This window comes from Plantactinospora sp. B6F1 (assembly GCF_040120695.1).
Taxonomy (GTDB): domain Bacteria; phylum Actinomycetota; class Actinomycetes; order Mycobacteriales; family Micromonosporaceae; genus Plantactinospora.
Window position 1 is genome coordinate 555,014 of record NZ_JBEEAC010000001.1, and the last position, 21,258, is coordinate 576,271.

Annotated in this window: 21 protein-coding genes; 14 read left to right on the forward strand and 7 right to left on the reverse strand. The window is 71.3% G+C overall.

Features of this window, described 5'->3' with window-relative positions:
- Positions 1-387: 387 nt before the first annotated feature.
- From ABNF97_RS02205 to ABNF97_RS02250, 10 genes are all read left to right on the forward strand, one after another.
- Positions 388-1,680 (forward strand): cytochrome P450, encoded by a 1,293-nt coding sequence (locus ABNF97_RS02205; protein WP_130462840.1) that lies wholly within the window; start codon positions 388-390, stop codon positions 1,678-1,680.
- A gap of 517 nt (positions 1,681-2,197) precedes the next feature.
- Positions 2,198-2,857 carry a helix-turn-helix domain-containing protein gene (locus ABNF97_RS02210; RefSeq protein WP_165436717.1) on the forward strand — a complete coding sequence of 220 codons (660 nt, stop codon included), beginning with the start codon at positions 2,198-2,200 and terminating at the stop codon, positions 2,855-2,857.
- Between the two features lie 315 nt (positions 2,858-3,172).
- On the forward strand, positions 3,173-5,713 hold the full coding sequence (locus tag ABNF97_RS02215; protein WP_130462842.1) for a nitrate- and nitrite sensing domain-containing protein: 2,541 nt from the start codon (positions 3,173-3,175) through the stop codon (positions 5,711-5,713).
- A gap of 20 nt (positions 5,714-5,733) precedes the next feature.
- Positions 5,734-6,111 (forward strand): roadblock/LC7 domain-containing protein, encoded by a 378-nt coding sequence (locus ABNF97_RS02220; RefSeq protein WP_130465975.1) that lies wholly within the window; start codon positions 5,734-5,736, stop codon positions 6,109-6,111.
- A gap of 204 nt (positions 6,112-6,315) precedes the next feature.
- A complete protein-coding gene (locus ABNF97_RS02225) occupies positions 6,316-7,515 on the forward strand; it encodes an ABC transporter substrate-binding protein (RefSeq protein WP_130462843.1) in 1,200 nt (399 codons plus the stop codon).
- Complete coding sequence (locus ABNF97_RS02230; protein WP_349337474.1) at positions 7,512-8,429, forward strand: branched-chain amino acid ABC transporter permease; 918 nt, start codon at positions 7,512-7,514, stop codon at positions 8,427-8,429. Before ABNF97_RS02225 ends, ABNF97_RS02230 begins: the two co-directional genes overlap by 4 nt.
- Positions 8,426-9,496 (forward strand): branched-chain amino acid ABC transporter permease, encoded by a 1,071-nt coding sequence (locus tag ABNF97_RS02235; RefSeq protein ID WP_349337475.1) that lies wholly within the window; start codon positions 8,426-8,428, stop codon positions 9,494-9,496. The genes ABNF97_RS02230 and ABNF97_RS02235 overlap by 4 nt, the downstream gene beginning before the upstream one ends.
- On the forward strand, positions 9,493-10,281 hold the full coding sequence (locus tag ABNF97_RS02240) for an ABC transporter ATP-binding protein (RefSeq protein WP_349337476.1): 789 nt from the start codon (positions 9,493-9,495) through the stop codon (positions 10,279-10,281). Before ABNF97_RS02235 ends, ABNF97_RS02240 begins: the two co-directional genes overlap by 4 nt.
- The gene (locus ABNF97_RS02245; protein WP_349337477.1) at positions 10,281-11,177 is read left to right on the forward strand and encodes an ABC transporter ATP-binding protein; all 897 of its coding nucleotides are present in this window, start codon (positions 10,281-10,283) and stop codon (positions 11,175-11,177) included. The genes ABNF97_RS02240 and ABNF97_RS02245 overlap by 1 nt, the downstream gene beginning before the upstream one ends.
- Positions 11,178-11,312: 135 nt before the next feature.
- Positions 11,313-12,122: a methyltransferase domain-containing protein gene (locus ABNF97_RS02250; RefSeq protein WP_130462846.1), complete on the forward strand. Its 810-nt coding sequence runs from the start codon at positions 11,313-11,315 to the stop codon at positions 12,120-12,122.
- A gap of 247 nt (positions 12,123-12,369) precedes the next feature.
- Here ABNF97_RS02250 and ABNF97_RS02255 read toward each other — a convergent pair whose 3' ends face one another.
- Both ABNF97_RS02255 and ABNF97_RS02260 read right to left on the reverse strand, forming a co-directional pair.
- Positions 12,370-12,618 carry a flavin reductase gene (locus tag ABNF97_RS02255; RefSeq protein ID WP_130462847.1) on the reverse strand — a complete coding sequence of 83 codons (249 nt, stop codon included), beginning with the start codon at positions 12,616-12,618 and terminating at the stop codon, positions 12,370-12,372.
- Positions 12,619-12,621: 3 nt separating this feature from the next.
- Positions 12,622-13,014, reverse strand: a complete 393-nt coding sequence (locus tag ABNF97_RS02260) for a hypothetical protein (RefSeq protein WP_130462848.1) — start codon at positions 13,012-13,014, stop codon at positions 12,622-12,624.
- 234 nt (positions 13,015-13,248) lie between these two features.
- Between ABNF97_RS02260 and ABNF97_RS02265 the strand changes: the two genes are divergently transcribed.
- Positions 13,249-14,046, forward strand: coding sequence for a helix-turn-helix domain-containing protein (locus tag ABNF97_RS02265; RefSeq protein ID WP_349337478.1), 798 nt, complete (start codon positions 13,249-13,251; stop codon positions 14,044-14,046).
- A complete protein-coding gene (locus ABNF97_RS02270; RefSeq protein ID WP_349337479.1) occupies positions 14,033-14,224 on the forward strand; it encodes a DUF397 domain-containing protein in 192 nt (63 codons plus the stop codon). Before ABNF97_RS02265 ends, ABNF97_RS02270 begins: the two co-directional genes overlap by 14 nt.
- Here ABNF97_RS02270 and ABNF97_RS02275 read toward each other — a convergent pair.
- The 4 genes from ABNF97_RS02275 to ABNF97_RS02285 form a co-directional block, all read right to left on the reverse strand.
- Entirely contained in the window at positions 14,221-14,616 is a 396-nt protein-coding gene (locus tag ABNF97_RS02275; protein ID WP_349337480.1) for a hypothetical protein, read from the reverse strand. The two genes, ABNF97_RS02270 and ABNF97_RS02275, sit on opposite strands and share 4 nt — an antisense overlap.
- 67 nt (positions 14,617-14,683) lie before the next feature.
- Positions 14,684-15,343 (reverse strand): response regulator, encoded by a 660-nt coding sequence (locus ABNF97_RS02280; protein WP_349337481.1) that lies wholly within the window; start codon positions 15,341-15,343, stop codon positions 14,684-14,686.
- Positions 15,331-15,582 carry an ATP-binding protein gene (locus ABNF97_RS34075; RefSeq protein ID WP_502930430.1) on the reverse strand — a complete coding sequence of 84 codons (252 nt, stop codon included), beginning with the start codon at positions 15,580-15,582 and terminating at the stop codon, positions 15,331-15,333. Before ABNF97_RS34075 ends, ABNF97_RS02280 begins: the two co-directional genes overlap by 13 nt.
- Positions 15,492-16,640 (reverse strand): sensor histidine kinase, encoded by a 1,149-nt coding sequence (locus ABNF97_RS02285; RefSeq protein ID WP_349337482.1) that lies wholly within the window; start codon positions 16,638-16,640, stop codon positions 15,492-15,494. Before ABNF97_RS02285 ends, ABNF97_RS34075 begins: the two co-directional genes overlap by 91 nt.
- 210 nt (positions 16,641-16,850) lie before the next feature.
- Between ABNF97_RS02285 and ABNF97_RS02290 the strand changes: the two genes are divergently transcribed.
- Both ABNF97_RS02290 and ABNF97_RS02295 read left to right on the forward strand, forming a co-directional pair.
- Entirely contained in the window at positions 16,851-18,731 is a 1,881-nt protein-coding gene (locus ABNF97_RS02290; protein WP_349337483.1) for a 2Fe-2S iron-sulfur cluster-binding protein, read from the forward strand.
- 609 nt (positions 18,732-19,340) lie between these two features.
- Positions 19,341-20,105: a glycoside hydrolase family 11 protein gene (locus ABNF97_RS02295; protein ID WP_349337484.1), complete on the forward strand. Its 765-nt coding sequence runs from the start codon at positions 19,341-19,343 to the stop codon at positions 20,103-20,105.
- On the opposite strand, the gene ABNF97_RS02300 is transcribed toward ABNF97_RS02295, so the two are convergent.
- Complete coding sequence (locus ABNF97_RS02300; RefSeq protein ID WP_349337485.1) at positions 20,102-20,986, reverse strand: DUF1963 domain-containing protein; 885 nt, start codon at positions 20,984-20,986, stop codon at positions 20,102-20,104. The genes ABNF97_RS02295 and ABNF97_RS02300 overlap by 4 nt on opposite strands.
- Positions 20,987-21,258 lie beyond the last annotated feature (272 nt).

Below are 21,258 nucleotides of genomic sequence, written 5' to 3' on the forward strand. Positions count from 1 at the left end.
CGCAATGGTCCGGCCCCTTGACGGGCCGCGTGCCGGACCGGCGGCGGCCGCCGGCGAGAGGGGGTGCAGGGCGCGGATCCGCCGGATCCGGTGACTCCGGGTGACGTCCGGCCGGTGCGGGTTCGCCCAGGAAGCAAGGTGCCTCCCGCAACTTGCACTCCCGGCGGCCGGTCCGCTTCCGACCCGGCGCCACCGGCGCGTCGACCGAGCGTCAATACAATGGCACAAACCAATGCCTTGACTTACCGTCTGCCACAGCGCATCGTGAGGTTCCCAGATGTCGTTGGAAGTTGCGGGGCAACCCATTCCGGTGGACGAAGTATTGCCATCGGAACCCTGTCATCGAAACCCCTGCGACAGCGCCCGATCATGGGCCAGGAGGCGGCCATGGAACTCAGCCCGTTCGCTGGTTACTATCTGACCGACCCGGCCAGGGTGTGGCGGGATCTGCTGGACCGTCCCGAGAGCGTGCACTACGCCGAGGATCTGGGCATGTGGTTGATCACTCGGCACGAGCACGTCCGGCAGGCGTTCGGCGACGCGGACAGTTTCGGTAACGCGCTCACATTGGCGCCGGTGTACGAGATGTGTCCCGAGGCCCTCGCGATCGTGATGCGGCTCGACGCTCCGCCGACCACGGCCGCGGCGGACTCCCCGGTGCACACCCGCACCCGGCGGGCGTTGCGGGCCACCTTCGCCAACACCGCCCCCCGGGTCGCCGCCCAGTACGGGCCGCTCGTGCGGCGCCGGGTCGACGAACTCGTCGACGCCATCGTCGCCCGCCGGGGCGAGGTCGTCGACCTGATCGGCGAGTTCACCGCCCTGCTGCCACTGCTGGTGGTGCTGGACATCCTCGGCGTACCCGATCGGGACACCGCGCGGATCCGGCAGTGGGCCGACGGGCAGATCGCCCTGGTCTGGGGCCGGCCCGACCCCGCCGAGCAGGTACGCCTGGCCCAGGGGCTGCTCGACTTCTGGCACTACTGCCAGGACCTGGTCGACCAGCGGGCCGCCGGTGACCTCGACGGCGACGACTTCGTCTCCCGGGCCCTGCGCTACCGCGACGGCGACGACGGGGTCCTCACCGTCGCCGAGGTCGCCAGCATGGCGTTCAACCTCCTCGTCGCCGGTCACGAGACCACCGCCGGACTTCTCGCGCACGGCCTGGAACAGGCGCTGTCCACACCGGGTCGGTGGGAGCGGATCGCCGACGACCCGGGCAGTGTCCAGGCCTTCCTGGAGGAGGCGCTGCGGTTCGGCCCGGCCATCGACGGTTGGCTGCGGGTGACCCTGCGGCCGGTCACCGTCGGCGGCGTCACCATCCCGGCCGGGCAACGGTGCCTGCTCCTCATCGGAGCCGCCAACCGCGACCCGGCGACGTTCACCGGTCCGGATCGGTTCGATCCGGACCGGGACGACGTCAGGGAGCATCTCTCCTTCGGTTACGGTCCGCATTTCTGCATCGGTGCCGCACTCGCCCGCCTGGAGGCCCGGATCGCGCTCGTGCGGCTCGCGGAGGCAATTCCCGGCTTGCGCCTGGTCCCCGGTCACGTAAGTGCCTACAAACCGAATGTCGCGTTCCGTGCGCATCAGGCGCTGCCCGCCGTCATCGATATCGGCAGTGCGCCGAGGGAACGGCGGGAAGATCCACCCGACCCGCTCGGCGCCCGGGCCGCCTAGCCGATCCCGGGCGGACCGGCAGATTCGCCGCCCATCCCGGCAACGGCGCCGCTGTTGTTCGGCGATGATCGCGGGATCGGGGATGTCGGTGTCCGAACGACCGGGGCGGCGGCACTGGAGGGTCGGGGATCACGTTCTGTCAGTGAACGGCCAAGCATCGATGGCGGTCGTCGTGTAGGCGGACGCTCGGGGGCCTTCGATCTCCGACCGATGATTGCGGAGTGTCGCCATTCGTCGCTCGCGGCGGATGGGATGAATCCGGGCAACCGGCGGCGTCCGTCTCCTTTGTAGATCATTTGGCTACCGTCAAGTAGATCGGCGTGCGAGGTTTTTCACTCACCGTCAACGACGAGGGGCGCGTAAGCCTTCACACCCGTCGCTCCCCAGGTGAGAATTGGCCCCGGCAAATGCCGGGTCATGATCTTTTCAGTGCGTCTCATGATCTGGTGCGAGAATCGGATCGCTGACCAACGAAGGTGAGCAAATGGACGCTGCGTCGTCAGGTACCGCAGAATCGATGGCCACCCGACAGTTCCAGCGCGAACTGCGTCGCTGGCGTACCCGTAAGGGGCTGACCCAGCGCGCTCTCGCCGACCGTGTGCGGTTCAGTCGGGAAACTGTGGCGGCGGTGGAGGCGGGTCGCCGCTACGGCAGCCAGGAGCTCGCCGTGCGCTGTGACGACGTACTCGGGACCGGGGGCCTGCTCGCCGCGCTCTGGCCACAGGTGGCGGTCGAGCAGATCGCCGCGGACGGGCGGCGCGGGCCACGCGGCGCCGCGGCCGGACGTGCGGCCCCGACCGGCCCCGATGCCGACCAGCAGCCGGCCACCCTCGGGGAGCGACAGTCCGTGGTGGAGGCGATCGACGAACTGCGGGACCTGATCGACCAGATGCTGCGGGTCCACTTCCCGGCGGAGTCCGACCGGCGCCCGGCGGAGGCGCACCGGCTCACCGAGGAGGCGCACCGGCTCGCGACGCAGCTGCACCGGTGGCACGAGGACGACGCGGGTCCCGCGGACGATCCGACGGTCCGCGACGGCGACCTGGAGCCGCCCCCCTCGGTGGAGGAGCCCCGGCAGCCGGCGGCCGGCGCGCGTCGGCCGGCCGGCGAGGTCCGTCGGCCCTATGTCGAGTCCCACCGGCGAGACCGGGTCGGCGCCCTGCGTCGCCGGCGCTGAGCCCCGCGCACCCAGACTGAGTCGTGAAACAGCAGTGAGGTCGGTCGGCGGAGGGTGTCGATCGGCCTCCCGGATATCGCTGCCTGCGGAAGTAACTCCCTGTTCGGCGGTGGGTACAGATAGTGGTACGAGCTGTTTGTACCACCGTTAACCCTGTTGTCCGCCCCGCCGGTCCGGCGCAATGGGACTTGCTAACTGCAAGATGCAAATCTCCTCGATGACGAGCCGTGGGAGTCAGTCTTGGCCTCGACCACCCGATCCCACGCGGCCCGACCCCAGCCCGTACGCCGACGCGGCTGGAAGATCGCCTCCCGGATGCGCATCATCGTGGCCGCGCCGCTGGTGGCGGTCGTCGGGTTCGCCGGACTCGCCCTGGCGGACAGCGTCCGGCGGGCCGGGCAGGCCAGCGACCTCGGCGTACTGACCCAACTGGGCGCCGAAGCCGGCCGGCTGGCCTACCAGCTCCAGCGGGAACGGGCGGCCGCGGCCGACCTGTTGACCGGCGCCACCGACCGCCAGCAGGACACCTATGCTCGGCAGTCCGCCGCCACCGACGAGATCGTCGCGCGCTACCAGCGGCAACGTGCGCTCGCTCCCGGGGTGGACGCCGGACCGGCCAGCGTACTGTCCCGGATCGACAACACCCTGGCCGGTTTGGCGCCGCTGCGCACCCAGGTGCGGACCGCCGCGCACGCCGCCGTCTCGGCCACCACGTTCAGCTATCGGATCATCATCGCCGACCTGCTCGCGTACCGGGAGTCGATCGCCCAGGGCGTCGCCTCGGCCGAGGTCGCGGACGGGATCCGGGCCGCCGCCGCGCTGTCCAAGACCGCGGAGGCGCTCGGCCAGCAACAGGTCGCGGTACTGCGGGCCATCGCCGCCGGCCAACTCGCCCCGGCGATGCAGCAGGACATCACCGCCGCCCGGACCGGCTTCACCGAAGCCAGCCAGGCCTTCCTCGGCCTCGCCCCCGGGCAGTGGCAGGTGTGGTGGGAACAGGCAGGCAGCGGCAAGGAGGCGCTCACCCTGCAACGCCTCCAGGACCAGGTCTCCCGGGCCGAGATCGGCGCCCCGCTGGAGGTGGGAACCAACGCCTGGATCGGTGCCACCCAGGGCTGGGCCGCGCGGCTGTTCGAGGTGCAGCAGCGGGTCGATGCCGCCGTGCTGGCCAGGGTGGACGCGGCCCGGGTGGAGCAGCGCTGGCGGGCCGTTGTCGAGGGCGCCGCGATGGCGGTCGCGCTGCTGCTGACCGTACTGGTCACCTGGGCGGTCGCCCGGCAGATCACCCGACGACTGCGGCGGCTGCGGGACGCGGCGCACTCCGTGGCCTACACCGAACTGCCGGCGATGGTCGCCGAACTGCGCAGCCTCGACAGCGCCGGCATCCATCCGGAGGCCCTCGCCCGCGCGTCCGCGTCCACCCTGGAGGCGACCAGCGACGACGAGATCGGAGAGGTGGGGCAGGCGTTCACCGCCGTGCACCAGGCCGCCGTCCGGACCGCCGCCGAGCAGGCGGTGATGCGGGCCAACACCGCCGACATCTTCGTCCACCTCAGCCGCCGCGAGCAGCGCCTGGTGGACGCGGTACTGGCCCAGGTGGACAAGGTCGAGCAGGACGAGACCGACCCGGAGCGGCTACAGCAGCTCTACACCCTGGACAGCCTCGCCACCCGGATGGGACGGATCAACGCGAGCCTCCTCGTGCTCGGCGGGGTGGGCGTCGGACGGGTACGCCACGAGGACGTACCGATGCAGAAGGTCGTCCAGGCGGCGCTGTCGCAGATCGAGCACTACACCCGGGTCCGGATCGGCGTCGTCGACCCGGACGTGGCGGTGGCGGCCGACAAGGTCGACGAGGTGGTGCACCTGCTCGCCGAGCTGATGGACAACGCGACCAGCTACTCGCCGCCGGAGACCGAGGCCTGGGTGACCGCACGCAGTCTCGGCGACCGGGTCATCGTGCAGGTCAGCGACGAGGGTGTGGGGCTCTCGCTGCAACGGCTGGCACAACTCAACGACCTGCTGGCCAGGCCACCGGCCACCGACGTGGCGGCGGTCCGGGCGATGGGTCTGGTCGTGGTCGGCCAACTCGCCGGCCGGCTCGGGGTCGCCGTCGAACTACGGCCCGGTCCCAGGCTCGGCACCATCGCCGAGATCTCGCTGCCGGCGACGCTGATCCGCCCCGTCCCGCCGGAGACCCAGGTGCTGGCGCCCGGCCGGCTGTCGACGATGCCGGAGAGCCGGGTACGCGGCACCGCCGAACCGGCCGCCGCGACGGCCACCCCGAACGGCCCGGCTCGGCGGCAAGCCTCGGACCGGGCGCTACCGGCGGCCGGATCGGTGTTCCGACCGCCGGCCCAGCGGAGCGGCCGGGGCGACGATCCGACCCAGGAACTCGTCATCTTCGAGCAGGTCAACAACTGGTTCCGCACCGACCGGTCGGGCACCCCGGTCGGGACACCCACGGGCAACGGCGCGGGCAGCCCGGCGGGGGGCGCTCCCGAGCCGGCCGGTACGCCGTCGGCCGGTGCCGCCAACGGGGCCGACGGAGCCAACGGCGGCTACACCGCCACGGGCTGGCAGACCCGGGGTGACGAGGGGTGGCGAGCGGCTACCGGGCTGGTCAACCCGGACATCTCCGCGACCACCCCGTCGGGGCTTCCGATCCGTCAGCCGCAGCGGCACCTGGTGCCGGGCGGCGTCGCCCCGCCACCCGAACAGCAGCCGGTCTCGGAGCACCGCGACCCGGCCGAGGTGGCCAACGCGATGGCCGCCTACGCCCGGGGCGTGGCCGCCCGCCGTCCCAAGCTGGTGAACGCCTCGGCGACAAGCGACGCGACAGGGAGTGCTACGTGAACCAACGAGATCTCGGCTGGATGCTGGACAGTTTCGTCGAGCGGGCCCCGGAGGTCAGCCATGCGATCGCCATCTCCAGCGACGGCCTGATGGTGGCGTCCACCCGGAACCTGCCACCGGACCGGGCCGACCAGCTCGCGGCCACCGGCAGCGGCCTGGTCAGCCTGCTCCGGGGTGCCGCGGGGTTCTTCGAGGCGGGCGCGGTGATCTCCAACGTCACCCAGCTGGAGGGTGGCTTCATGTTCTCGATGGCGTTCAACGACGGTGCCTCGCTGCTCGTCCTCGCGGCGCCCAGCTGCGACGTCGGCAAGGTCTCCTACGAGATGACGGAACTGGCGAACCGGATTGGAGACGTACTGACGCCGGCGGCCCGGGCCGCGGTCGCGCAGGGACGCTGACGGCCTCCGGCGCACTGGCCGGCCGGCGCACCCGTCGTCCGGTGCCGGTTCGGGGGCACGTGCCCGAACCGACCCGGCCGCGACCGGTCGCCGGGCAGAGTCACCGGCCCGGCACCGCGCCACCGGCGGCCTGCGTCGGCCGGGCGGGCACCACCACGACCACACCCTCCCCACAACCTTCCTCACCCCTCGACTGGAGAAGTTATGCCTTTCCCCACCGGTACGAGCCGGCGTCGCGCCCTGACCGGGGTGCTGCTCGCCCTCGGGTTGACCGTGGCCAGCGGCGCCTGCAACAGCGGCGACGACGCCGGCGGCACGCCGGGAACGATAAAGATCGGCCTGCTCGCCTCGCTCTCCGGCACCTACGAGGCGGTCGGCACGGAGATGCGCGACGGCTTCGAGCTCTACCTGCGGATGCACGACGGCAAGCTTGGCGGTCACAAGGTCGACCTGATCGTCGCCGACGAGGGCAACGGCGCGCAGACCGCCGTACCCGCGGCGACCAAGCTGATCAAACAGGACCGGGTACAGGCGCTCACCGGCATCGTCGGTGGCGGCTCGGTGGCCGGAGTCGCCCCGGTGCTCGCCGAGGCGAAGATCCCGTTCGTCGGCTCGAACGCCAGTCCGGCGCTGAAGGACGTCTCCCGGTCCTGGTTCACCTCCTACCTCTCCGACGAGCCGGGCGCGGCGATCGCCGAGTACGTCCGGGACAACGTCAAGGGCGAGGTCTTCGCGATCGGCCCGAACTACCAGGGCGGCTGGGACGAGCTGCGCGGCTTCACCGACACCTTCAAGGAGATCGGCGGCAAGCTCGCCAACCCGGACGGCAAGACACTCTGGACGCCGTTCCCGCAGACCACGAACTTCCTGCCGTACTTCGCGCAGATCAAGGCCTCCGGTGCCGAGGCGGTCTTCACCTTCTACGCCGGTACCGCGGCGGTGGACTTCGTGAAGCAGTACGCCCAGTCGGAGATCAAGGACCTGCCGCTCTACGCCGCCGGCTTCCTCACCGAGGGCGGTGTGCTGAACGCCCAGGGCGAGGCGGCCCGGAACATCTACTCGGTACTCAACTACTCGCCCGACCTGGACAACGCGGAGAACCGCTCCTTCGTGGCCGCCTGGAAGGAGGACCACGACGGATCGCCGACCACCTACGCGATGGCCTCCTATGACGCGGCGGCGGTGCTGGACAAGGCGATCGGCGCGGCCGGCGACAACCCCACCCCGGAGGAGATCAACAAGGCGATCGCCGGGCTCGGCCAGATCGACAGCCCGCGCGGCACCTGGCAGTTCTCGAAGCGGACGCACTCGCCGGTGCAGAAGTGGTACCTGCGGCAGGTCCGGCAGGACGGGCGGGCGCTGTCCAACACCGTCGTCGGTGACCTGGCGACCGTGGGCGGATGATGGTCCAATCGGCACGGCTGCTCGGCCCGGTCGACCCGTACCTGATCCCGGCTCTGGACGGCGTCGCCTACGGGTTGCTGCTCTTCGTCGCGGCATCCGGACTGGTGTTCTGCTTCGGCGTGGCGAACATCCTCAACCTGGCGCACGGGCTGCTGTACGCGATCGGCGCGTACCTGGCCGCGGCGGTGCTGGACGGCGGCTGGGGCAGCCTCCTGCTCGCCCTGGGCGTGGGGACGCTGGCGGCGGCCGGCGCGGGGGGCCTGCTCGCGGGCCTGCTCGCGCCGGTCGCCCGGCGGGACCATCTGACCCAGGCGCTGCTGACCTTCGGGGTCGCGCTCGGCGGGGGTGCCCTGCTGGTCACCGCGTTCGGTCCGGACAGCCTCCCGGTGCGCATCCCCGCCGCGCTGGACCGTTCGGTGGAGCTGGCCGGGCACCGCTACGCGGCGTACCGGCTGGTCTTCATCGGGGTCGCGGCGGTGATCGCGGTGCTGCTCTGGCTGGCGGTGGCCCGGACCCGGGCCGGGATGCTGGTCCGGGCGGCGGTCGACGACGCCGACATGGTCGCCTGTCTCGGGGTGAACCCGGCCCGGATCCGGCTCGGCGTGCTCGGCGCGGCCGGCGCGCTGGCCGGTGCCGCCGGGGTGCTCGGGGCACCGATCATCGGGCCGGCACCGACCACCGGCGACACCGTGCTGCTGCTCTCCCTGGTCGTGGTGGTGCTCGGCGGCCTCGGCTCGGTCCAGGGCACTCTGCTGGCCGCCCTCGCGGTCGGCGAGATCCAGAGCCTCGGCGTCGCGCTGGCGCCGACGGCCGCGCCGTTCCTGCTCTTCGCGGCGATGGCCCTGGTGCTCGCCGTCCGGGCCCGTGGGCTGCCCGGTCGGTTCCTGCGGCTCCGCCCGGGGAGCACGCCGTGACCCCGGCCCCCCGGCGCTGGCTGGGCCGGGCCGTGCTGGCCGGCGGGCTCGCCGCCGCTGTCGCGGTGCCCTGGTCGGTGGACGCCTACACCACCTCGCTCTTCGCCCGCACCCTGGTGCTGGGGCTGGTCGGGGTGAGCGTGGCGCTGCTGACCGGTCTCGCCGGGCTGCCCACGCTCGGCCAGACCGGTCCGTACGCCGCCGGTGCGTACACCAGTGCCCTGGTCGCGATGCACGTCTCCTCGGTCGGCGTGGTGCAGGTGCTCGCCGGTGCGCTGGCCGGGGCGCTGTTCGCCCTGCTCACCGTCCCACTGGTGGTGTACGCCCGAGGCGTCGTCGTCCTGATGATTACCCTGGCCATCGGTGAACTGACGGTGACCGCCGCCAGTCGGTGGAGTTCGGTCACCGGAGGGACCGACGGGCTCGCCGGAATCCCGGCGATCCGGCCCGTCTGGGGCATGGATCCGCTGGCCAGCGACCGGGCACGCTATCTGTACACGCTGGTCGTGGTCGGGGTGGTGATAGCGGCCATGGTGATGTTGTTGCGGACGCCGGCCGGGCTGCTGTTGCGGGCCAGCCGGGACGACGAGGCCCGGACCCGCGCCTCCGGACACCGGGTCACCGGCTACCTGGCGGTGACCTTCGTCGGTGCCGGCGCGGTGGCCGGGGTCGCCGGTTCCCTGTTGATCACCGCGCAGCAGTACGTCTCGCCGGCCGACTTCGGCTTCGACGTCTCCGCACTGCTGCTGCTCGGCGTGGTGATCGGTGGGGCGGCGTCGATCGGTGGCGCGATCGTCGGTACCGCCCTGGTGGTCGCGGTCCGGGACTGGCTCTCCGGCCTGCTGCCCGGGTACGCCCCGCTGCTGCTCGGCGGCCTTTTCGTGCTGACCGCCTATCTCTTCCCCCGTGGCGTGGCCGGTTTCTCGACCGACCTCGCCAACCTTGTCAGGTCCCGTTCGCGGGGCCGGACCGGGCCGGGGGATCGCCCCGGGACGGGAATCCAGGGCCGCCCGTCCCGGGGCGAACCGGTCGCTGCCGCGCACGTGTCGAGCGGGGAGCGGCGATGACGGCACACCTGACGGCAGAGATGGCATCTTCGCAGACGGAGACGGCGCTGCTGACGGCCGAGGCGGTGGTCCGCCGGTACGGCTCGCTGGTCGCGGTGGACCGGGTGGACCTGCGGGTCGCCGACGGCGAGCGGCACGCCCTGATCGGACCGAACGGTGCCGGCAAGACCACCCTGCTCGACCTGGTCGGCGGGGCCACCCGGGTCGACGGCGGCCGGATCCGCTTCGCCGGTCGGGACATCACCCGGCTCGGCCCGGCCCGCCGGGCCCGGATCGGGATCGGCCGGATCCACCAGCGGCCGGCCGTGTGGCCGTCGCTGACCGCGCTGGAGAACGTCGTGGTCGCCGGCTGGCACCAGGCCGGCGGGTTCTGGGGGGTACGCAGCCGGAGCCGGTTCCGGCGGCGGTTGCGTGAACCCTCGATGGCCCTGCTGGAGCGGGTCGGGCTGGCCGGCACGGCGTGGACCACGGCGGCGCACCTGTCCCACGGCGAGCGGCGCCAGTTGGAGATCGCGATGGCGCTGGCCGGCCGTCCCCGCCTGCTGCTGCTCGACGAGCCGGCCGCCGGACTCTCCGGTGTGGAGGTGCACCGGCTGGCCGAGTTGCTGGCGGAGCTGCCCCGGGACGTGTCGGTGCTGCTGGTGGAGCACCGGCTGGATCTGGTGTACGCACTGGCCGACACGGTCACCGTGTTGCACGACGGCCGGCTGGTCGCCAGCGGCGAGCCGGCCGAGATCCGCAACGCGCCCGCCGTCCGGCGGGCCTACGCCGAGGCGGTGCGGTGATGCTGCGGGTGCAGGGCCTGTACGCCGGCTACGACGGCGGCACCGTGCTGCACGACGTCGACGTCGAGGTGCCGGCCGGCACGGTGCAGGCGCTGGTCGGCCGCAACGGTGCCGGCAAGAGCACCCTGGTGCACGCCGTCGCCGGGCTGCTGCGGCCGTACCGGGGAATCGTCTCGGTCGACGGCGCGGACCTGGCCGGCAAGCCGGCGTACCGGGTGGCCCGGGCCGGGGTCGGCCTGGTGCCGCAGGGACGCCGGGTGTTTCCCCGGCTGACCGTGGCCGAGCACCTGACGCTGGCCGCCTCGCTGCGCCGCCGTGCCGGGGCGCGTTCCGGTCCGAACTGGACGGTCGCCGGGGTGCTGGAACTGCTGCCCCGGCTGGCCGAGCGGTTGGGCCACCGGGGCAACCAGCTCTCCGGTGGGGAACAGCAGATGCTCGCCATCGCCCGGGCGCTGCTCACCCAGCCCCGGGTGCTGCTCCTCGACGAACCGGGCGAGGGGCTCGCGCCGGACCTGGCGGCCCGGGTCCGGGAACTCGTGACCCGGCTCGCCGCGGCCGGGTTGTGCATCCTGCTCGTCGAACAACAGCTCCAGCACGCGATCGAGGTCGCCGACCGGATCGCGGTGCTGGACTACGGCCGGCTGGTCTTCGCGGACTCGACGGCCGCCGTGCGCGCCGACCCCGCCCCGGTGGAGGCGGTACTCAGTGTGGCGGGCACGGCCACGCCGGCCGGGACCGGATCGGTCCCGTCCGGCCAGGAGTCGACGGCCCAGACCGGGCCGGACTCCGCTCGCTCCGGGCCAACGGGAGGCCCGGACGTGCTCGTTCCTGGTTCCGACTCCTCGGCGGACCCCGCGTCCGCCCCGACCACATCCTCTTCCTCATCCGCACCCTGAGAACCGTCGGATCCCGACGTTCGTCGTACCGCTGACTCCGTGTCCGTACCGGTCCCCCCATGCTTCTCCGGTGCCGACGCGCGATGACGCGTGGGCGGCTCGTCGTCACGGATCATCACGAAGGAGGTACCGTTCGTGACTGCCACCCCTGTCAAGAGCAGCTACGCGTTCGACAACCGTTCCCCGGAGGCCGAGGCGCAGATGCGTGCGCTGGAGTCGTTCCTCGATCCGATAACCGCGGAACGGCTCGCCCCGGTGCTGACCCCCGGCGCGCGGTGTTGGGAGCTGGGTGCCGGAGGTGGTTCGATCGCCCGGCACATGGCCCGGGCGGTCGGGCCCACCGGACTGGTCGTCGCGACCGACATCGAACCGTCCCGGCTGGAGCCGGGGGGAAACCTCGTGGTACGCCAGCACGACGTCCGGACGGGTGCGCCGGAGGGTGGCCCGTTCGACGTCATCCACGCCCGGCTGGTCCTGCTGCACCTGCCGGAGCGGCGGCGGGTGCTCGCCGAGCTGATCGGCGCACTTGCCCCGGGCGGCGCCCTGGTCGTCGAGGAGTTCGACTGCACGGCCGGGCTGCGGGTACTCGCCGCGCCGACCGACGACGCGGCGAAGCTCTTCCAGCAGGTGATGGAGGCGACCCTCGGCATTCTTCAGGACCGGGGCGCCGACCTGGCCTGGGCGCAGGACGTTCACACCGAGATGGTGCTGGCCGGGCTGACCGAGGTGGACACCATCACCCACTCGCAGAGTTGGCCCGGCGGCTCGACCGGGGCCTCGCTGCACGAGACGAACTCCCGTCAGCTCGAACCCCGGCTGCTCGCCACCGGACTCTCGCCGAACCAGTTGGAAGGGTTCCGGGAACTGGCCAAGGATCCCGCCTTCGCCTCGCTGTCGTACCAGTTCGTCTCCACCCGGGGCCGGCGCCCGAGCGGCCTGTACTGACCATCTCCCCGCGCCAGCGGGCGGCGGGCCAGGGCCAACGCGGCCGCTTCCTCCCCAGCGACAGGCCGCAGGACCCGCCGACCAGGCTGGCCGGTCCGGCGGCGTCCGGAGCACTCCGGCCGCCGCCGGACCACCGTCGCTCGGGGGAGGGTGTGCCGCGGAGGCCCGGTGTGTGCCGCGGAGGCCCGCCCCGGGGCGCCGAAGGGGAAGCGGCGTCCCGGGGCGGGCCGGTCGGGTGACGAGGCGGTCAGCGGCGGCGCGGCACCCAGTGCAGGATCTGCCCGGCGAGCAGTGCGGGATGCGTGTCAGGCAGCTCCCGCAGCGCGCGGGCGAGGTGCGCGCCGAGGTACACCATCAGGCCCACCCGGTCGTCGCGGTAGGCGGTCGCCAGCGCCAGCCGGGCGGGCCGGCAGGGCCAGGGATCGGTGCAGCTCCGGCACCGGTACGACGGGTGTGTCGGAATGTGTTTGCGCCAGCGCTCCTGCGGGCCGATCACCGGTCACACCCGGGCAGCCCGCCGGGCCCGGTACTCCTGCCCAGGCGTCAGGCCACCCGCCCGGCCGTTCGCCAGGTGTGACCGGGTGGGCGCTTCCCAGCCGGGCCGTCGGTTGCGCGACCGGGCCCGGACCGGCGCCGGTGCCGCTGCCGGGATGGCCGGCGGCAGTGCCACTTCCGGGGTGGCGGGCGGCGGCGTGGCCGAGAGGGTACGAATCTCGGCCCGCTCCGCCTCGGTCAACTCGACCGAGGGCGGCGGCTGGTACGGCGTGGGTACCAGCTCGATCGAATCCGGGCAGCGCCAGCGCCATCCGCAGCGGCAGTACCGCCAGAGCCGGCGCCAGTCCCGGCGGTGCTGGGGCCGTGGTCCGGTCAGATGCCGGAGCAGCCTCGCCATCACAACCTCCTTGGGGAGTTGGAGGGAGCCGGTCCCGGCGGGGGGGCGGGGCCGGCTCCCGGGGCAGGTTCCACCCGGGCGCTTGACGGTCACCGAGCAGTTCCGCTGGGTGACACTCTGCTGTGGACGGCACTAGGGTCGGAAGGCGACGGAGCAGCTCACGGCGCAGCTCTGGCGAGCCGTCGGCGGCGACTGGCGACCCTGCGCTGATCTAGACGAACTACTGGAGGTCCGATGGGACACGAGGACGCATTCGCTTTCATTCGAGACCAGCTCCGCAGGCAGCGAGCCCTGCGCGGCATGCCGCAGGAGGAGTTCGGCAAGCGGACCAACTACTCGGCCTCGACGGTCTCCGCTGTGGAGACCGGTACCCGGCCGGTTGACATGCCGTACGCCACCCGGGCCGACGAGATTCTGGAGACCGGCGGGCTGTTCGTCTCCCTGCTGACGGCGGCGCAGCGGGACAGCGAGCCCACCTGGTTCAAGCGGTGGCTGGATGCCGAGCGGACCGCGACTCAGCTCCGGTACTACCACCCGACCCTGATCCCCGGGCTGCTCCAGACCGAGAACTACGCCCGTGCGGTGCTGCGCTTCGACGCCACCCGGACCGAGGAGGAGGTCGAGAAGCTGGTCGCCTCCCGACTCGCCCGGCAGGAGATCCTGACCCGGGACCACCCGCCGCTGGTGATCGCCGTCCTGGACGAGGCGGCGCTGCGCCGTCCGGACGCCATCATGGCCGAACAGTTGGCGCACCTGCTGCGGATGGCCGAGCGGCCCTACATCCAGCTCCACATCATCCCCGCCGACACCGGCCTGCACGTCGGCCTCTCCGGCCCGCTCGCCCTGGCCCGGTCTGCCGACGGCAACTGGGTGGGGGACCTGGAGAACCAGCTTGCCGGCCTCGTCGTCGATGACGAGGACTCGATCGCCGCACTCCTCGCCCGGTGGGAGGGTGTGCGCAGCGTAGCCTTGCCGCAGGACCAGTCGCTCGCCCTGTTGAAGGAAGTGGAGAGCCAGCATGCACCTCAGTAACGCCCGGTGGCGAAAGTCGACCCGCAGCGGCACCAGCGGTGGCAACTGTGTCGAGGTGGCCGACAACCTGCCCGGTGTGGTCGCCGTCCGGGACAGCAAGGACCCGGCGGGTCCGGTGCTGACCTTCCGGCCGGCGGCGTGGCGTGCGTTCGTCGGCCTCGCCGCCCGGCGGAGCTAGTGCCCTGATCGCGAGCGTTCACGGTGTCGAGCAAGCCTTCGTGTCGTACGGCAGGGAGTCCCTCGCCGACTACACTCCGCTACCGCCAGGTCGCTCACCGGCCACTCACCGACACCGTGGCAGAGGTAGATGCTGGATCTCGACGCCTTGACCACCGCTCGTTGTCCAAACAGGACCAGCATGGCTAGCCGGAGTAGCGGCACGATGGGGCGGGCCGGTGGCGGGTAGGTGTCGATGGTCAGGCCCTTGTTCATCGAGGTGTATGCGTGGCCGGGGTAGGCCACGTTGAGGGTCACCCCGGCGTTGTTGATCAGCACGTCCAGGCGGCCGTACCGGGTGGTGACGTGCTCGGCGAGTCGGTGCAGGTCGCGGTGTCGGGTCAGGGTCGGCATGTTGCTCGACCGGCTCGCATGCCAGCTCGAGATTGACCACAGGATGCCGGCGGGTAGCAGTGAGTGGTCACGGCCGTCGTCTGCCGCTGTCGAGATATTCCAACACGGCGATCACGCGTCGGTTGTGGCCTGTCGTGACCGGTAGTTGCAGCTTGCTGAAGATGCTGTTGATGTGCTTCTCGACGGACCGTTCGGCAATTACCAGTTCCTTCGCGATGCCGGCGTTGGACCTGCCCTCGGCCATGAGCTGGAGTACCTCCAACTCGCGCGGGGCGAGCCTGCGCAGTGGGGTGTCCCGGCGGGTGCGGGAGAGGATCTGGCGGACCACATCAGGGTCGAAGACGGTGCCGCCGCCGCCGACCCGGGCCAGCGCGTCGAGGAACTCACCCACCTCGCCGACCCGGTCCTTGAGCAGGTAGCCAACCCCGTCGAGGTTGCCGCTGAGCAGGTCACCGGCGTAGCGTTCCTCGACGTACTGGGACAGCACCAGGACTGCGGTGTCGGGCTGCTGGCGCCGGATGGCCAGCGCGGCCCGGAGACCTTCGTCGGTGTGGGTGGGCGGCATCCGTACGTCGACCAACGCGAGGTCGGGGCGGTGCTCGGCGACCGCCCGCAGCAGTTGTTCCGCGTCGGCGACGGCCTCGACGACCTCGTGTCCGTTGCTGGTGAGCAGCAGGGTGAGGCCCTGGCGTAGCAGCACCGCGTCCTCGGCGATCACCACCCGCATGGCAGCTCCATGGTGAGTACGGTCGGCCCGCCGGGTGGGCTGTGCACGGTGAGGTGGCCGTCGACGCCGCGAGCCCGGTCGGCGAGCCCGGCCAAACCGGATCCGCCCGACATCTCCGCACCGCCGCCCCCGTCATCGGTGACCCGGATCAACAGCGCGTCGCGGCGTGCCAGCAGTTCGACCCGGGCTCGGCTCGCGTGGGCATGCTTGGCCGTATTGGACAGTGCCTCGGCCACCATGAAGTACGCGATGGACTCGATGAGCCGCGGTGGACGGCGGTCGAGGCGTACGTCGATGCTGACCGGGACCGGTGACCGAGCGGCCAGGGCGGACAGCGCGGCGTCAGGCCCCGGTCGGCGAGCACCGGCGGGTGCAGCCCTCGGGTGAGCTCGCGCAGTTCGACGATGGCCCGTTTGGCCTCCTGATGGGCGGTGGCGAGCAGGGGCGCGGCACCGGCCGGGTCGTCGGCGAACTGGTGGCGGACCATGCCGAGGGTCATGACCAGGTGGATGAGTCGCTGCTGCGCGCCGTCGTGCAGGTCCCGCTCGATCCGCCGGCGTTCGGCCTCGGCGGCGCGGATCACCTCGGCGCGGCGACGCTCGAGCTGCGTCACCCGGGCACGGAGCTGGCGGGTCGATGCCCACCCGAGCAGCGTCTTGGCCAGCGAGATGTGCACCCAGGTGAGCACCCGCACCACGGTTGGGGCGGCGAGCAGCAGCGCTAGCCCGCCGGTGACCAGCAGCGCGGCGGTGACTGGCCGCAGCGGCCCGTGCAGCAGGGCATGACCGAGGCTGTCCTCGGGTAGCGGGGTGTCGGCGAACGGCCAGGCCGGCGGGTGCGTGGCGGCGATCAGCAGCCAGCCCCCGCCACCCCAGGCGATCGCGGTCAGCAGCGCCGTGGTGAGGGCCAGCGGCAGGCGGAGTAGGAAGTACGCCAGGACCCGCCACAGGCTCGGGTCGAGCAGCAGGTTCCCGGCCCGCTTCGCCCAGCTGACCCCGAGTGGTGGTTGCAGGGCGACGGGCACCCGCTCGCCCAGCGCCAGGCGGCACCAGTACGCCTCCAACTGGGCGCACCACCGGACCAGGGTCGCGTAGCCGAGGAAGATCGGCACACCGAGCAGCAGGACGGGCAGCAGCGCGGTGGAGAGCACGAACCCGACAACGGTGAGCACCGTCATCGCCACCGCCCACGGGGTCACCACCACCAGGTGCAGAGTGCGTCGCCAGGTGTCGGTGGAGATGAGCGACCCCAGCTCCCGGCGCAGCCGTCGCCGCCACGTCGTCACCTGCGCGGTCATCACCGTCCTCCGGTCAGTGTTGGTCGGTGGGCCAGCGTACGGCGGGCCGGGCGAGGACGACATGAAGGCAACCTGCCGGTGCCTGGGGGTGCTACCACCACCTCCAGCTCGCATGGTGCCCCCGCAGTCAGGACGGGTCATTTTCGACACCCTTGGTCCCGCGAGGGCTTCCGCCCTGTCCTGTTCACCTTCCGCCACGGAGATCATGTGATGAGCCAGTCAGCGGTATCCCTGGAATCGGGGCCACCGACACCCCGTACCATCGTCGCCGCCCAGTCGGTTACCGCCGCGGCCGCCGGGTTGATGCTGCTCAGCCTGATTGTCGAGCTGTTCAGCGGCGCCCCGGCGTACCGAATCTTCTGGCCGGTGGAACTCACCGCGATGTTGCTGTTCCTCGCCACCATGACCCGTCAGGGCCGGCAGTGGGGTCGAGTCACCATAACCGCGCTGGTCGCGAACACCGTGGTGTTCCGCCTGCCCGGCATGGTCGGCAACCCGGGTGACCGGCAGCCGCTGGCGATGGTCTTCGACTGGATGAGCATGGCCGCGCTGGTGGCTGCCGTGGTCCTGATCTTCCTACCGTCGACCAACGCCTATCTCCGGGTGACCCGTGACCAGAACCGTCTCATCTCGCCCCGGCTGCGCAAGGCCCTGCTGGCGACGCACATCATGAGTGCCGTGGGCTGGATGGGGGTGATCAGCGTGATGACCACCATGGCCATCGCCGCTGCTGGCGCCGACGACCTCCACTACCTACGCTCGGCGTACACGATGATGGTGCTGGTCGACGAGACGTTCCTTGGACCGGCCCATCAACTCGCCCTGTTGAGCGGGGTCGCGCTCGCCGCCGGTACCCCATGGGGGGTCTGGCGGCGCCGGTGGGTGGCGACGAAGCTCGTGCTGATGCTCGGGATCATGCTGGTCGGCAGCGCGATCCTGCAGGATCTGGCGCTGCGGGCGTACGAGCTGACCGAGGCGGGTCGGCCGGTGGCCGAGGTCCGGGCCGAGGCCGGGCTACTGCTGGCGCTGCTGACGCCGCTGGGTCCGATGGTCGGGGTGGTCGCGACGCTGCTCACGGTCTACAAGCCGGGCGGCCCGACCCGGTACGGCCGCCGGCGCGGCGCCACCGCGCGCTCCGAGGGCCGGGTCCAGGTCAGCACGGCGGCGGGCATGGCGGCCGTGGTGGGCGACATCCGACCGGTCGCCCGCGACGTGGTTATGGTGACGCTGAGGGCCGAGCCGGGTGGCCTGCTGCCGGCCTGGACCCCGGGGGCGCACGTCGATCTGGTACTCCCCTCCGGCCTGGTCCGCCAGTACTCGCTCTGCGGCGATCCGGCCGACCGAACCAGCTACCGGATCGCGGTACAGCGGGATCCCGCCGGTCGCGGTGGCTCGGCCGAGGTGCACCAGCTCCGGGACGGCCAGCGGGTCACCGTACGCGGCCCGCGCAACCACTTCCCGCTGTTCCCCGCGCCGGCGTACCTGTTCGTCGCCGGAGGCATCGGTATCACCCCGATTCTGCCGATGATGCGGCAAGCGACCGCCGAAGGCCGCCCGTGGCGGTTGGTCTACGTGGGACGGTCGACGGCGCGGATGGCCTTCCAGGACGAGGTGCGCGCGCTCGGCGCCGACCTGGTGGACATCTTCGCCACCGAGACCGACGGCCGGCCCGACCTGCCTCGGCTGCTGCGCGCCGCACCTCCCGACAGCGAGATCTACTGCTGTGGGCCGACCGAACTGATCGCCGCAGTCGAGCGGCTCACGCCGGCCAAGCGGCGGCACGTCGAACGGTTCACCGCCACGCCCCGCGACGCCGCCGACAACAGGCCGTTTGAAGCCGAGCTGGCCCGCACCGGGCAACTGCTCCGGGTACCAGCGGACCGCAGCCTGCTCGACACGATCCGCGAGGTCACGCCTGAGGCACCGGCCTCGTGCGAAAACGGGTTGTGTGGCAGTTGCGGAATCTTCGTACTCGATGGGCTGCCCGACCACCGCGACGACATCCCGCAAGCGCGACAGCGTGACGGCCGAGACATCATCTATCCGTGCGTTTCCCGGTCGCACACGCCGCGTCTGGTTCTGGACCTCTGACGCCGTCCTCGCGGTCAGCGGCCGGGCGGTGGCGGTAGCGGTGGCTCCATCATCGAAATGTCACCCAGCCAGGCTCTGTCGGTGCCGAATTCGGCGGCAGCCGATCAAGCAGGTCGGCAAACGGGGGCCATCCGGACTACAGCCGACGAACGTGAAGCGTTCCCGCGGCCGGGGCGGCAGGTCAACGAACAGTCCGTCGATCTCCGCGCACAGCGCCAGCGGGATGTCGTCCTCGTAGGAGCCCTCAAAGCCGACATCGTCAAGGACCTGTCCGGTCCGGGCGGGTCCGGACCGGTGGCCGGACCCGCCGACCGACCGCGGTCTGCGCGCTCGACTACGCCACCACCCGCCTGCACGGTGCCGCGGCCCGCCTGACCCCAATCGGCGCCGGCGTGGCCGTCACGGTCGGTGACACCCGACCAAAATCTCCGGGGGATTTCCGGAAGTTGTTGACACTGTTGCGGACTCAATCGAATACTGTGACTCATCGCCAGACATCGACCTTCATCGCTGAATTGGCTCTCGGACTTTCACATTGGTCGGCCGGCCGAGGCAGGAGTACAGATGACCGAGATTCCCGTCAGGCCGGTGCGCCAGCGGGGTGGCCGAGTGCGGCTGCTGCTCGGTGGCGCCTGCGCCGTCGTGCTGGCCGTGACCGCGGTGACCGTGGCCGGAACCGCCCACGCCGAAGCCGACCGGACGGTCACCGCCAACGAGGAGGGCACGCACAACGGGTACTTCTTCTCGTACTGGAAGGACAGCGGCAACGTTACGATGACGCTGGGCGCCGCCGGCAGCTACCGGGTCCAGTGGGCCAACGGCACCAACAACACGATCGTGGGCAAGGGCTGGAACCCCGGCGCCCGCCGCGTGGTCACCTACTCCGGCACCTGGCACAGCAACGGCAACAGCTGGCTGGCGCTGTACGGCTGGACCCGCAACCCGCTGATCGAGTACTACGTGGTCGAGACGTTCGGAACCTTGATTCCCACCGCCGGCGCCAGCCGGCTTGGAACGATCCAGAGCGACGGCGGCACCTACGATATCTACCGCTCCCTGCGGGTGAACCAGCCGTCGATCGACGGCATCGCGACTTTCTACCAGTACTGGAGCGTCCGGCGGCAGAAGCGCGTCGGCGGCACGATCACCGTCGGCAACCACTTCGACGCGTGGGGGCAGCACGGTCTACAACTGGGCACGCACCATTACCAGATACTGGCCACCGAGGCCTACCAGAGCAGCGGCAGTTCCACCATCACCGTGAGCGAGGTCTTGGGTCCGCAGCCAAGTGCCAGCACCCCCGGACCGGAGCCGTCGACTCCGCCGCCGAGCACGGCGAAGGGGTGGCCGTATCCTGCGCCGCCGGTGTTCTAAGGGATCAACTCAGCCACGGAACGGGCCTCGTCCAGCCGACCAGCGGCCAGGTCGTCGTGACGGATCACGAAACTCCCGACACTCCGGTAATAGGACTCGTTGTCTACGGAAAAGCGGGCGAGCGACACCCACTCAACCGCCAGCCGGTGCGTCTCCTTCTCCACATGGGAATACCATTTCGCGACCGGGATGACGATCTCGCCGGTCTTCTCACGCCACGCGAGGGTCTGCTCCGCAATACTCTTGATTACCTCCTCGTCGGCGTACCCGCCGATATAGGCGCTGGCGTACCCGTTGTCAGGCGGCCAGAGATCGTTGGCCAGAGCACAGAGTTCGTCGAGGTGCGGCAGGTCACGCTCGAGGTCACGGGCCAACTGCTGCTGCAAGGACGACAGGTCGTCCTCGTCTTCGTCTTCGTCCTCGTCCGCCCCGAACCAATCGGGGAACTCCGCACGCAGCGTGGCGCCGACGTCGTACTGCTTGTCGACGAACGCGTGGTCGGTGGATCCTGCCGCCACCTCGGTATCGGTGCCGGCCGGCACATACACGACTCGCCCATACCTCCGCTCCCCGGTGGCAGCGGCCTGCTCGTGGTCCAGGAAGAACAGCAGCGAGCCGTCTGCCGGCAGGCCGAAGCCGTCGACTCTTGGCAGCGCCGCACAGTCGACCGAGAAGATGAACGGCAACGGACTGACCCCGTCGGACGGCCAGTCCATGCCCACCGGCAGCCGCGGCAACCCACCGAACTGCCCGACCGGAACACCGCTGGATCCTCCGCTCAACCGGATCGACAAACGGAGGTGCTGGATGAACCGGCTGACCTCGTCGTCCGGGATGCCCAACGCGCCTGCTGCACGACGAAACTGGCCCTGATGATCCATAGCGCAACATGGTGCCACGAGGGGCGAGCCCGGCGACCGGGTGCCCCACGGCCCGCACGCGCCGTCGTCGGCATCGCTGCCGCCGTGATCTGGTGCGCACATCTCGGCATGAGCGGAAGCCGAGGGAACAGCTGGGCTCAGCAAGACCCGTTACGCGACGTCACCGACTTGGCTCGTCGCCAGGCCGAGGGGCCAGTCGCCGGACGCAGGTCGAGTCCGGCGCGGTGTGCACTTGCAGCCGTACCTACCTCTGCACTTCCGACCCGTACGCC